This is a genomic window from Pseudomonas sp. S2_H10 (genome assembly GCF_054668285.1).
In genome coordinates, this window is the sequence record NZ_CP162754.1 from 5,593,534 (window position 1) to 5,606,729 (window position 13,196).

Sequence of the window (13,196 nt, forward strand, 5' to 3'; positions counted from 1 at the left end):
CGCCATAGCCTGTATGGCTTGATTTAGAGCGGTTTTGTAGGACAATCGGACTAAAATCGCGACGTGTTGCGCGATATTGGATCCAGAGGTGTCAGCAGGCTACCTGATTCAGCGGCGAAACACAGGTTTGCCAAGCGCAAGTGAAATCACGCAGACGTCCCTGAGGCTGAAATGTCTGGCGCCAGATTCTGGCCATGCCCAGCAGATCATCAGGAGCGGGGAGGGGGGTGTTCTGTTCTTCCACCAGCAGCCAGGCGATGGCTGTGGCGTAACGCAGGTTGACGGTCAATTCGAGGTGCGGGCCACTCAGAAACGCATGCTGGCTGGCCAGGCCGCGGACCAGGCTTGCACGTTCCGGATCCAGGGCCAGGTAATGGTCCCAAAGGGCCTGGTGGCGGGGCTCGGCGATGCGGTACAGGCCGTGCCCACGGCGGTCATGCAGGGCGGAACCAAGGGCGGACTGGCTGGCGGCGATGCCCAGCAGCAGGGATTCGGCAGTAGCGCTATGGCGTCCGAGGTAGATCAACGTCGGACGAATCACGTAGCGGCACAGTTCGCTGGCAGCGATACCCATAAAACCCTCGAGACCTGAATTGGACGGCGATACCTGAAGGGGGGCTTGGCAGCTGTGGATCGGCTCAGGCTCGCCGCAAGCGGGTCAAGCCGCTTGAGTTGAAGTGTAGTGTCATATTCGCGCTGTAAAGGCCTGTTTTTAAAATATTTCCAGCGACCAGTTATAACCGTTATATCGGATCGTGCTTAGGCCTGGTTCGAGCGCGGTGAAATATCGGGCAATAAAAAGCCCTGCTTTTCGGGCAGGGCTTTCGGGGTTTCAGCCTTTCTGGCGTTTCAGGCAACCAGTGCCTGACGGGTACGCTCGATCACGGCCTGCAGCGGCTCGGCGCTGGAATATTGATCGGGGTACAGGCGTTCGCTGTGACGGGCGATGCCGTGTTCGTTGACGAGGGTGAAGCTGAAGCAGCCTTTGCGAGCAGCCATGATCAGGCAGTTCATTGGTGCAAAAGCGTTGGTTAGGGTGCGAATGGCATCCTGAGTGTGGATTTGAGTAGACATTATTGGGTGTTCCTACAAATGACACGGATAAGAACCGTGCAACGTTAAAACGTTCCAGTAACGTCGATCACCATTGATCGAACGAAGAACCCGACTGGAACAAAGCAGCCAGTTTGAAGCGCTGATAAGTTGGCGCGCTTGGGCTGGCAGGTAGGTACTTAGGAGGGCAGGCAACACATCGAGGGCAAAGGTTCTGGGCCCGGGGTGAAGATCCTGATCAATTTGCAGGTTGGTTCGAGCAGAGTAGGCAGGCGGAGCAACATCCTTTGTTTTCGATTCAAAGGTTGTGTCGGCGCAAGATTTACCTGGAAACCATCGAGGTGGTCGATCCCGCTTGTTCGGTGGAGGCTTCCGTCGGGAAGGCTGTCCGGGGGGATTTGTTCGACCAGAATTGACTTTCAGCTTGGTACTAACGCCGCGGATACTAACGGATTGAACTGGCGAATGGAAGTGTGCTAGCGAAAAGATTTGCAAAGCGGATTGATTTGCCCCTGTGTCCGGTCTGAATCCGACCATTGGTCATGGAGATTTTCAGCCGCGCATCGGTCTAAACGCCGGCTTTTCCAGCGTTTATCCCCAGGCAGAGCAAAAAATGCGCCGAAAAAGCGCATCGATATAACCGCCGGGAAGGCACTTGTGCACATTAGTTGCAGAGCCTGTCACCCTGCTGTCATCTCCCGTTCAAGCTCAGTGGCTGCCTGTAACCAAAATTTAAGTCAATGAAAAACATCGCTTTTTTTTACTGGTGAAAAAATCGTCAGTTTGACTGCGAGCCCCATTCCACAGGGCTTTGAGCGGGTTCAGGGGCGGTTGTCCACTGAGTTATCCACAGCTTCTGTGGATTGTCCCGAGCGCTTGCTCTAGGACGGGCGTGCCGGGATATTTTCAGCTTTACCTGTAAGAAAAAGAGAGTAAAGTTGCGCGCCTTCCGATCTGCCCCACAGTGCTTTATGAAGTTTCGCTCAGCTCCAGTTTCTTCTTCCTCTACGCCCCCGACTGTTGTCCCTACCAAGCGCTTTTCCATGCGCGTGGCGGAGTGGCTGTTGGACAGTCCGCACCTGGGTGAAAACCGCAACGTCAAACACATTGCCGGACGTCTGCTCAAGCAACCGGCCCGAGAGGGCGTGGTGGCTGCGCAAAGTCGCCTGGGCCAGTTGATGTGCCGCGAATGCGGGAATGCCCGGGACCGTCGGATCGGTCAGGACCTGCTGCGTCAGGCCGCCCGGGCAGGTGATGTCCGCGCTCAACAGGAACTGGGGCTGATCGAAGACTGAGCTGTCCAAGACCGGACGCCTTGGTTAACCTTCAGGCTTTATCCGAATCGCAGGAGTGGCTATGGCAATGGACTTGACCAGCATATTGCTGGGGCTGGCAGCGGCAGGGTTACCGTTGCTGGTATTGGCCTGGCAACTTCAGCGTCGGGCCAGCACCACGCAGGCAGACGTTGCTTTGCTGCAGGAACGCCTGGCCATGGCGCAACTGGCCCAGGACGGATTGAATGCCCAGCTCGAATCCAGCCGTGATGAAGTCGCTGATCTGACCCTCGCCAATTCCGCCAAACAGGCTGATCTGGCTGCGCTGCGTCGTGAAGTCGAATTGCTGCAGATCGAGCGCGACGACGCCCGGGACGCCGCCCATGCCTGGAACATCGAACGCGCCGGCAAAGAAGCCGAATTGCGCCGTCTGGATGCCCAGACCGCGTCGCTCAACGCCGAACTGCGCGAGCAACAGGACAGCCATCAACAACGCCTCAACGACCTGCAAGGTTCGCGGGACGAGTTGCGCGCGCAGTTTGCCGAGCTGGCGGGGAAAATTTTCGATGAGCGCGAGCAGCGTTTTGCCGAAACCAGCCAGCAGCGCCTGGGGCAGTTGCTCGATCCACTCAAGGAGCGCATCCAGTCCTTCGAAAAACGTGTCGAGGAAAGCTATCAGAACGAGGCTCGCGAGCGTTTCTCCCTGGCCAAGGAGCTGGAGCGCCTGCAGCAGCTGAATTTACGCTTGAGCGATGAAGCCACCAACCTGACCCGTGCCTTGAAAGGGCAGAAGACCCAGGGCAATTGGGGTGAGCTGATTCTTGAGCGAGTGCTTGAGCATGCGGGGCTGGAGAAGGGCCGCGAGTACCAGACTCAGGTCAATCTCAAGGGGCCGGACGGCGAGCGCTTCCAGCCGGACGTGATCATTTATCTGCCGGGCGACAAACAGGTGGTGGTCGATTCCAAGGTCAGCCTGACGGCCTATCAGCAATATGTCGCGGCTGAAGACGAGGCTATCGGCCAGATCGCCATCAAGCAGCACGTGCTGTCGTTGCGCAATCACGTCAAAGGCCTGGCCGGCAAGGACTACAAACGCCTCGATGGTCTGCACAGCCTGGATTTCGTGTTGCTCTTCGTGCCGATCGAGGCGGCGTTTTCGGCCGCGCTGCAGGCTGAGCCGACGCTGTTCCAGGAGGCGTTCGACCGCAACATCGTGATCGTCAGTCCCACCACTTTGCTGGCGACCCTGCGCGTCATCGACAGCCTGTGGAAGCAGGAGCGCCAGAGCCAGAATGCCCGGGAAATCGCCGAGCGAGCCGGGTGGCTGTACGACAAGTTCGTGTTGTTTATCCAGGATCTGGACGAGGTCGGCAATCGCCTGCAGCAACTGGACAAGGCCTACAGTTCGGCACGCAACAAGCTGACAGAGGGACGCGGCAACCTGGTCAGTCGCAGTGAACAACTCAAGCTGCTGGGCGCGCGGGCGAGCAAGAGCCTGCCGGCGGATTTGCTGGAGCGGGCGATGACCGATGTCGATGGGTTGGTCGAGTTGCCGGAGTAGCTGAAAGAGCTTCGCGAGCAGGCTCGCTCCCACATTGGAATGCGTTCTCCTGTGGGAGCGAGCCTGCTCGCGAAAAAACTGGAGGCATCAGTGATTACAACGGTATGTACCGGCTCAACAACGCCCGCAACGCCGCCGGTTTCACCGGTTTGGCCAGATAGTCCAGCCCCGCCGCATGCACCAGGTCAACGGTCTCCGGTCGGCCATCGGCGCTGATCACCACCCCGGGAACCGGCTCGCCCATTTGCGTGCGCAACCAGGCCATCAGGTCGGTGCCGGTCTCGCCATGATCGAGGTGGTAATCCACCAGCGCCAATTGCGGACGCATGCCTTCGTCCAGCAACGCTGCGCACTCCTCGCGATTGCGCGCGGTCCAGACCTGACAACCCCAGCGGCTCAGCAGGCTGTTCATACCGATCAGGATGCTGTCTTCGTTGTCGATACACAGCACCTGCGCGCCATTGAGCAACTTGCCATTGAGCTCGGCCACTTTGATCGGCGCGGCGGTCTGCGCCCGGGCCAACGGCACGCTGACGCTGAACACGCTGCCGCGCCCCGGCCAGGAGCGTACACGCAAGGTATGACCGAGCACGCGACATAGCCCGTCGGCAATCGCCAGGCCCAGGCCCAGGCCTTTTTCAGCCCGTGTCTGGTGGCTGTCGAGGCGCTTGAATTCTTCGAAGATCACCTGTTGTTTGTCTTCCGGAATACCCGGCCCGCGATCCCAGACTTCCAGGCTCAGTTGTTCCTTGTGCCGGCGAACCCCCAGTAGCACCGGCCCTTTGCCATAGCGGAAAGCATTGGTCAGGAAGTTCTGCAGAATCCGTCGCAGCAGTTTGACGTCGCTGTCGACTCGCAGCGCGCTGCCACGAACGCGGAACTCCAGTTTTTGTTCTTGCGCCAACACCCTGAACTCGGCGCCGAGGGTGTCGAACAGTTCGTTGATCGCGAACGGCTGGCGATTGGGGTTGATCTTGCCGTTCTCCAGACGGGAGATGTCCAGCAGGTCGCTGATCAAGTCCTCGGCCGAACGCAGCGAGCTGTCCAGGTGCCCGACCAGTTTCTGCGCCTCGCCCGACAAGCCATCGTCCTGATGGGAGAGGGCGGCGGAGAACAGTCGCGCCGCATTCAGCGGTTGCATCAGGTCATGGCTGACGGCCGCGAGGAAACGGGTCTTGGACTGGTTGGCCGCCTCGGCGGTGCCCTTGGCTTCGGTCAGGGCCACGTTGAGCTGCGACAATTCATGGGTGCGTTCGGTGACCCGCTGCTCCAGGCCTTCGTTCGCCTCGGTCAGCGCCTGCTCGGCTTCGCGGAACGCGGTGATGTCGGTGAAACTCATGACGAAGCCACCGCCCGGCATCGGGTTGCCGATCAGCTCGATCACCCGGCCATTGGGGAACAGTCTTTCGGACGTATGCGCGCGGCCCTGGCGCATCCAGTGCAGGCGACGCGCGACGTGCACTTCGGCTTCGCCAGGGCCGCACAGACCGCGTTCGGCATTGTGGCGAATGATGTCGGCGATGGGCCGGCCGACTCTGATCAGGCCATCCGGGTAGTTGAACAGATCCAGGTAGCGACGGTTCCAGGCCACCAGTTTCAGCGACTGGTCGACCACGCTGATGCCCTGGGTGATGTTCTCGATGGCGCCTTGCAACAAGGCGCGGTTGAACTGCAGCACTTCCGAGGCTTCGTCGGCGATGCGCACGACGTCCTCCAGTTGCATCTCCCGGCCTTCAATGGCGGCTTTTACCACCGCGCGGGTCGAAGAGGCCCCGAGCACGCCGGCCAGCAAGCGTTCGGTATGGGCGATCCATTCACTGTCGGCGTTCTGGTTCGGGTTGAAGCCCTTGCCCTGGCGATAGGCAAAGCGGATGAAGCTTTGGCGGGCGCGTTCTTCGCCGACGAAACGCGCCGCCAGTTGCAGCAGGTCGTCGATCTGCACCGCCAGCATCGAACGTGCGCTGGGGCGGGCATTGATTTCCTGGCCGATGAAACGGCCCGCCTGCCAGTGCTCGGAAACCCGGGTACGCGACAGCACAGAGACCCAGGCAAACAGCGTGAAATTGCCTGCCAGCGACAGCACCACGCCCTGGGTCAGCGGGGTGATCGGCAGGTTCAGTGGATTGCTGTGCAACCAGGCCAGGCCCGGGAACGTGCTCAAGGACAGGCCGAGGCTATTGGCTGCAATCGGCAGGATCAGGGTGTAGAACCAGAGGAAGGTACCTGCGGCGAGCCCCGCGAAAACGCCGCGGCGGTTGGCCTGTTTCCAGTACAGCGCCCCGAGCATGGCGGGGGCCAGTTGGGTCACGGCGGCGAAGGCGATCTGGCCGATGGTCGCCAGGCTGGCGGTCGAGCCGAGCAGGCGATAACTGACGTAGGCCAACAGCAGAATCACCACGATGCTGACGCGACGCACCGACAGCATCCACTGGCGGAACACTTCGAACGGGCGCTCGGCATTGTTGCGCCGCAGCAGCCAGGGCAACAGCATGTCGTTGGAGACCATCGTCGAGAGTGCCACGCTGGCCACGATCACCATGCCGGTGGCCGCCGATGCGCCACCGATGAACGCCAGCAGGGCCAGCGCGGGGTGAGCCTGGGCCAGGGGCAGGCTGATGACGAACGAGTCCGGCAACACCGAGCTGGGCAACATCATCTGGCCAGCCAGGGCGATCGGCACGACAAACAAGGCGGCGAGGGCGAGATAGGCCGGGAACACCCACTTGGCCAGGCGCAGGTCCTGGGGATCGATATTCTCGACGACGGTCACGTGGAACTGCCGCGGCAAGCAAATGATCGCCATCATCGCCACACCGGTCTGCACCACCATCGACGGCCAGTTGATGGTTTCCTTCCAGTACTGTTCGAGCCGCGGGGCCAGCATGGCCTGGTCGAACAGGTCCTCGAAACCGTCGTACAGGCCGTAGGTCACGAAGGCGCCGACGGCGAGAAACGCGAACAGCTTGACCAGTGATTCGAAGGCAATCGCCAGCACCATGCCACGGTGGTGTTCCGTGGCGTCGAGGTTACGGGTACCGAAGACGATGGTGAACAGCGCCAGCACCAGCGACACGATCAGCGCGGTGTCCTGGGCGCGGGTGCCCATGGCGTCGGCACCGGCGCCGATCAGCAGGTTCACGCCGAGCACGATGCCTTTGAGTTGCAGCGCGATGTAGGGCAACACACCGACCAGGCAGATCAGCGCCACCACCACCGCCAGTGACTGGGATTTGCCGTAGCGTGCAGCGATGAAGTCGGCGATCGAGGTGATGTTCTCCTGCTTGCTGATCATCACCATTTTCTGCAGGACCCACGGCGCGCCGACCAGCAACAGGATCGGCCCGAGGTAGATCGGCAGGAACGACCAGAGCTGTTCGGCGGCCTGGCCCACGGCGCCGAAGAAAGTCCAGCTGGTGCAATAGACCGCCAGGGACAGGCTGTACACCCAGGCCCGCACACGCGGCGGCAGGGGCGCGCTGCGACGGTCGCCATAGAAGGCGATGGCGAACATGATGGCCATATAGGCCAGGGCGACGGCGGCTATCAGCCCGGTGGACAGCGACATGGGGACTCCAGACAAAAGACACACGGGCTTCCCGCCCGGACAGACAGTCTCGCACGACCGCCAGCGTTAGTCAGTGTCGACCAAGGTCGTGGCGTGGCGGGGTGTCGCAGGAGGATTTGCAGTGTCTGAAGTGGCCTCTTCGCGAGCAGGCTCGCTCCCACAATTAATCTGTGTCGCGCACAAGAACCCTGTGGGAGCGAGCTTGCTCGCGAATGGTTTTACTGATCCAGCGCAATCTCGATGAACCGGTGCAGCTCTTCAAGTTCAAGCGGCGCCTCGGAAAACAGGATGCGAAACACGATGGGCGCCGCGATCAGGTTGATCAGCCGGTCAACACCTGGCACTGGCTCCTCGGGATAGCGATCCAGAATCGTCTGCAACTGCCCACCAATGATGGTCGCGCAGTAACTCGGCTTCAGCGCCGCCTGCACGTCGCGCAGCATGTTGCGGCCGGGTTCGGAGCTCATCTCGTCCAGGTACTGTTCTGCCCAGGCCCGAATATCGCCGCGCAGGCTTCCCGTGTGGGTGGGGTCGTTGTCGGGTTGCATGCGGGCGAGGGCGACGTCGGCCAGCAGCGCCGACAAATCGCCCCAGCGACGATAGATGGTCGAGGGTGTAACGCCTGCGCGCGCGGCAATTTGCGGAACGGTCACGCTGGCGCGGTCCTGCTCCTCGAGGAGTTGGCGCACGGCCGAATGAATCGACTCTTGTACCCGCGCACTGCGCCCGCCTGGGCGTAAGGTCGGAGCTGTCATCCTGTGATTCCTGTAAAAGCCATGCTTCGGACCTTAACACAAAGAATTTGCTTTAAGAGAAATCCAGTAGCACACTGCGCAAAAGCAAAAAGTTAGCTTTTGCGGAGTGTGCCCATGTCGAGTTCTCATTCAAACCGTGCCAGCCTGTGGTTTCTGGCGATTACGCTGCTCAGCTTCCTGGCCGCCTCCACTGCGCCGACGCCGCTGTATCACCTGTACCAGGAGCAGATGCAGTTTTCGGCAGCGACCTTGACCCTGATTTTCGGCGTGTACGCCCTCAGCCTGTTGGCGGCGTTGCTGACGGTCGGCTCGCTGTCGGATTACCTGGGGCGTAAACCGGTGATCTTTACGGCGGTGCTGCTGAACATTCTGGCAATGTTGCTGTTTATCTACGCCGACAGCGTTGCGTGGCTGATCAGTGCCCGGGTCCTGCAAGGGTTTGCCACCGGCATGGCGACTGCCGTGTTGAGTGCAACCTTGCTGGACAGCGATCGCCAGCAAGGCCCGCTGATCAATAGCGTCGCGCCGTTGCTCGGCATGGCCCTGGGTGGAATGGGCTGCGGTTTGCTGGCCGAGTTTGCCCCGGCGCCGTTGCACCTGACCTATTGGCTGCTACTTGCTCTGTTCGCGATGCAGGCGGTGTTTGTCTGGCGTTTGCCGGAGAGCGTCACGCGCCAGTCCGGGGCCTGGGCCTCATTGCGACCGACCCTGCATGTGCCGGTCCAGGCGCGCGCGACGTTATGGCGGGTGTTGCCGCTCAACACGGCGACCTGGGCGCTGGGCGGATTCTACGCGTCGCTGGCGCCTTCATTGGTGCGCACGGCGACCGGTTCAACGTCGAACCTGATTGGCGGGGCGACCGTCGCCGCATTGACGGTGACCGGTGCCCTGATGATCTACACATTGCGCAATCAGGCTGCTACCAGGTCGCTGCAACTGGGCGCCAGTTCGTTGCCGGCGGGCGTCGCACTGATTCTGCTGGGTGTGCACAGCGCCAGTCTGCCGCTGTTTTTCCTCGGCACGCTGGTCGCCGGTTGTGGCTTTGGCGCCGGTTTCCTCGGGGCGGTGCGCAGCCTGGTGCCACTGGCCTTGCCCCATGAGCGCGCCGGGTTGATGTCGGCGTATTACGTGCTGAGTTATCTGGCGTTCTGCCTGCCGGCGCTGCTGGCCGGGAACCTGGCGCGGACCTTTGGTCTGGTGGCAACCACCGATGGTTATGGTGCGGTGCTGATGTTGCTGGCTCTCAGCGCAATGGCGAGTCTGCTGCGATCACGTTCGGCCAGGGTCTGCGAGGCCAACCGGTAAAATTGAGTTAGCCTTGGCCCCACTCAGCTCACTCGAAGGATCGGACCATGAAGATCATCCGCAGCAAATCGTTCACTGGCGAGCGTGCCTGGGCCGCGCTGGACATCGCCAGCATGAATGGCATCACCACGCGGCTGCACTGGACCGATCAGCCCTACAAGTGGCACGTCAACGATGGCGAGGAAGTGTTCGTGGTGCTCGATGGCCGGGTGCAGATGCGTTATCGCGAAGAGGGCGTGGAGCGGGAAGCCTTGCTCGAGGTCGGTGACATTTTTCATGCCTCGGTTGGCACTGAGCATGTGGCGCATCCGCTAGGACCGGCCCGGATATTGGTGATCGAATCGGAAGGGAGTGTCTGATGCTATATAGGTGATATCGATAAGATATAGAGATATTACCCGTTATATAGATATTCTATTCGGATCTAACATGGCTCTACCTCACGTGAGGACAGGAGTTCGCCATGACATGCGCCAATAGCATCAAGCCTGCAATCAAACCGTTCAGTCACTTGCAGCACCCCCGTGAGGTGATTCGTCAGTTCACCCCCAACTGGTTCGCAGCCACCATGGGCACGGGCGTGCTGGCGTTGGCACTGGCGCAATTGCCGGTCACCATACCCGGCTTGCACGCCTTTGCCGAAGGCCTCTGGCTGTTCAATATCGTCCTGTTTCTGTTGTTTACGGCGCTGTACACGGCGCGTTGGGTGCTGTTCTTCGACGAGGCTCGGCGGATCTTCGGCCACTCCACGGTTTCGATGTTTTTCGGCACCATCCCCATGGGTCTGGCGACCATCATCAACGGCTTCCTGGTGTTCGGTCTGCCGCGCTGGGGCGATGGTGTGATCCACATCGCCGAGGTGTTGTGGTGGCTGGATGTGGCCATGTCGCTGGCCTGCGGCGTGCTGATTCCCTACATGATGTTCACCCGTCAGGAGCACAGCATCGACCAGATGACCGCCGTCTGGTTGTTGCCGGTGGTTGCGGCAGAAGTGGCCGCCGCAAGCGGTGGCCTGTTGGCGCCGCATCTGGCCGACGCGCATTCGCAACTGGTGGTGCTGGTGACCAGCTACGTGCTCTGGGCCTTTTCCCTGCCGGTGGCCTTCAGCATCCTGACCATCCTGTTGCTGCGCATGGCCCTGCATAAGCTGCCCCACGAAAACATGGCCGCCTCGAGCTGGCTGGCCCTTGGCCCGATCGGCACCGGCGCGCTGGGCATGCTGGTACTGGGCGGCGACGCTCCGCTGATTTTCGCGGCGAACGCAATGCCCGGCGTCGGTGAGATTGCCGCCGGGTTGGGGCTGGTGGCCGGCATCACCCTGTGGGGTTTCGGCCTGTGGTGGATGCTGATGGCGCTGCTCATCACCGGTCGCTATCTGCGTGCCGGCATTCCCTTCAATCTGGGCTGGTGGGGCTTCACTTTCCCGTTGGGTGTCTACTCTCTGGCGACGTTGAAGCTGGCCAGTACCTTGAACCTGATGTTTTTCAGTGTGTTTGGCTGTGTGCTGGTCGCGTTGCTGGCCGTGATGTGGCTGATCGTCGGCAAGCGCACGGTGTTGGGCGCCTGGCGCGGAGAGCTGTTTGTCTCGCCGTGCATTGCCGGATTGAAGAAATAACCGGCAAAGATTAGGTAAGGTGTGGCCTGGATCGAGTTTCGATACTCCAATTACAGTATCCAGGCCACTCTCTACATAATCAGGGACACATGGAAGATGAGTCACCCCTCACAGTTCACCTTGCTGCGCACCCGGCGCTTCCTGCCGTTCTTCATTACCCAGTCCCTCGGCGCATTCAACGACAACGTGTTCAAGCAGTCGTTGATCCTGGCCATTTTGTACAAGCTGACCATCGAAGGTGACCGCTCTATCTGGGTCAACCTGTGCGCCCTGCTGTTTATCCTGCCGTTTTTCCTGTTCTCGGCCCTGGCGGGGCAATTCGGGGAAAAGTTCGCCAAGGACGCGCTGATCCGCCTGATCAAGCTTGGGGAAATAGCGATCATGGCGGTCGGCGCCGTTGGCTTCATGTTCGATCACCTGTCGTTGATGCTGCTGGCGCTGTTCGCCATGGGCACCCATTCGGCGCTGTTCGGGCCGGTGAAATACTCGATCATGCCGCAGGCCCTGCATGAAGACGAACTGGTGGGCGGCAACGGCCTGGTGGAAATGGGCACCTTCCTGGCGATCCTCGCCGGCACCATTGGCGCCGGGGTCATGATGTCTTCGGCGCATTACGCACCGGTGGTGTCCACGGCGATCATCGGCATTGCCGTGCTCGGCTATCTGGCCAGCCGCAGCATTCCCCGCGCGGCGGCCGCCACACCGGCGTTACGCCTGAACTGGAACATCTTCAGCCAGTCCTGGGCCACATTGAAGCTGGGCCTGGGGCAAACGCCGGCGGTGTCACGCTCGATTGTCGGCAACTCGTGGTTCTGGTTTGTCGGGGCGATTTACCTGACGCAGATCCCGGCCTATGCCAAGGAGTGGATGCACGGCGACGAAACCGTGGTGACGCTGATTCTGACGGTGTTCTCGGTCGGCATCGCCCTGGGTTCGATGTTGTGCGAGAAGCTCTCCGGGCGCAAAGTCGAAATCGGCCTGGTGCCGTTCGGTTCATTCGGCCTGACCGTGTTCGGGCTGCTGTTGTGGTGGCATTCCGGTGGAATCCCGGACAGCGCCGCCGGCCATGGCTGGATCGAGATTCTCGGTTTTGGCCATGCCTGGCTGGTGCTGTTCGATATCCTTGGCCTGGGCGTCTTCGGCGGTTTCTACATCGTGCCGTTGTACGCACTGATCCAGTCACGTACCGCCGAGAACGAACGGGCGCGGGTGATTGCCGCCAACAACATCCTCAATGCGTTGTTCATGGTGGTGTCGGCGATTGTCTCGATCGTCTTGCTGAGCGTGGCCAAGCTGTCGATCCCGCAGCTGTTCCTGGTGGTCTCGCTGCTGAACATCGGCGTCAACGCCTACATCTTCAGGATCGTCCCTGAGTTCACCATGCGTTTCATGATCTGGCTGCTCAGCCATTCCATGTACCGCGTCGAGCATCGCAACCTGGATCTGATTCCCGATGAAGGCGCGGCGTTGCTGGTGTGCAACCACGTGTCGTTCGTCGACGCCTTGCTGATTGGCGGCGCGGTGCGTCGGCCGATTCGCTTTGTGATGTATTACAAGATCTACAACCTGCCGGTGTTGAATTTCATCTTCCGTACCGCGGGGACGATTCCTATCGCGGGGCGTCATGAAGACATCCAGATCTACGAAAAGGCCTTCACGCGCATCGCCCGCTATCTGAAGGAAGGTGAGCTGGTGTGCATCTTCCCCGAGGGTAAATTGACCGCCGATGGCGAGATGAATGAGTTCAAGGGTGGTTTGACGCGGATTCTCGAAGAGACGCCGGTGCCGGTGATTCCGCTGGCCTTGCAGGGGTTGTGGGGGAGTTTCTTCAGCCGCGATCCGGGCAAGGGGCTGTTTCGCCGGTTGTGGTCGCGGGTGACGTTGGTGGCGGGGCCGGCGGTGGCGGTTGAGGTGGCGGAGCCGGCGAAGTTGCAGGCGTTGGTGGGGGATTTGCGCGGGGCAGTCAGATAGTCGGTGGCTGTACTGGCCCCATCGCGGGCAAGCCCGCTCCCACAAGGATTGATGGTGTACTCAACATGTGTGGGAGTACACGAAACCTGTGGGAGCG

Annotated in this window: 10 protein-coding genes; 6 read left to right on the forward strand and 4 right to left on the reverse strand. The window is 60.7% G+C overall.

Annotated elements, in window-relative coordinates:
• Window positions 1–91 precede the first annotated feature (91 nt).
• Both AB4O16_RS25225 and AB4O16_RS25230 read right to left on the reverse strand, forming a co-directional pair.
• Window positions 92–574, reverse strand: a complete 483-nt coding sequence (locus AB4O16_RS25225) for a hypothetical protein (protein ID WP_007984504.1) — start codon at window positions 572–574, stop codon at window positions 92–94.
• A 275-nt stretch (window positions 575–849) separates the two neighbouring features.
• Window positions 850–1,074, reverse strand: a complete 225-nt coding sequence (locus tag AB4O16_RS25230; protein WP_007898912.1) for a hypothetical protein — start codon at window positions 1,072–1,074, stop codon at window positions 850–852.
• Between the two features lie 950 nt (window positions 1,075–2,024).
• Here AB4O16_RS25230 and AB4O16_RS25235 point away from each other — a divergent pair.
• Both AB4O16_RS25235 and AB4O16_RS25240 read left to right on the forward strand, forming a co-directional pair.
• Window positions 2,025–2,348: a sel1 repeat family protein gene (locus AB4O16_RS25235; protein ID WP_160390159.1), complete on the forward strand. Its 324-nt coding sequence runs from the start codon at window positions 2,025–2,027 to the stop codon at window positions 2,346–2,348.
• Window positions 2,349–2,523: 175 nt separating this feature from the next.
• The gene (locus AB4O16_RS25240; RefSeq protein WP_178120819.1) at window positions 2,524–3,888 is read left to right on the forward strand and encodes a DNA recombination protein RmuC; all 1,365 of its coding nucleotides are present in this window, start codon (window positions 2,524–2,526) and stop codon (window positions 3,886–3,888) included.
• 94 nt (window positions 3,889–3,982) lie between these two features.
• On the opposite strand, the gene AB4O16_RS25245 is transcribed toward AB4O16_RS25240, so the two are convergent.
• Both AB4O16_RS25245 and AB4O16_RS25250 read right to left on the reverse strand, forming a co-directional pair.
• On the reverse strand, window positions 3,983–7,453 hold the full coding sequence (locus AB4O16_RS25245) for a hybrid sensor histidine kinase/response regulator (protein WP_460156107.1): 3,471 nt from the start codon (window positions 7,451–7,453) through the stop codon (window positions 3,983–3,985).
• Window positions 7,454–7,671: 218 nt separating this feature from the next.
• Window positions 7,672–8,208, reverse strand: a complete 537-nt coding sequence (locus AB4O16_RS25250) for a TetR/AcrR family transcriptional regulator (RefSeq protein ID WP_460156108.1) — start codon at window positions 8,206–8,208, stop codon at window positions 7,672–7,674.
• A 114-nt stretch (window positions 8,209–8,322) separates the two neighbouring features.
• Here AB4O16_RS25250 and AB4O16_RS25255 point away from each other — a divergent pair, with 114 nt between their 5' ends.
• The 4 genes from AB4O16_RS25255 (at window position 8,323) to AB4O16_RS25270 (ending at window position 13,099) form a co-directional block, all read left to right on the forward strand.
• On the forward strand, window positions 8,323–9,513 hold the full coding sequence (locus AB4O16_RS25255; protein WP_160390155.1) for an MFS transporter: 1,191 nt from the start codon (window positions 8,323–8,325) through the stop codon (window positions 9,511–9,513).
• A 47-nt stretch (window positions 9,514–9,560) separates the two neighbouring features.
• Entirely contained in the window at window positions 9,561–9,872 is a 312-nt protein-coding gene (locus AB4O16_RS25260) for a cupin domain-containing protein (protein WP_160390154.1), read from the forward strand.
• Between the two features lie 104 nt (window positions 9,873–9,976).
• Window positions 9,977–11,128, forward strand: coding sequence for a TDT family transporter (locus tag AB4O16_RS25265; RefSeq protein ID WP_460156109.1), 1,152 nt, complete (start codon window positions 9,977–9,979; stop codon window positions 11,126–11,128).
• 96 nt (window positions 11,129–11,224) lie between these two features.
• A complete protein-coding gene (locus tag AB4O16_RS25270) occupies window positions 11,225–13,099 on the forward strand; it encodes an MFS transporter (RefSeq protein WP_460156110.1) in 1,875 nt (624 codons plus the stop codon).
• The last annotated feature ends 97 nt before the right edge of the window (window positions 13,100–13,196 follow it).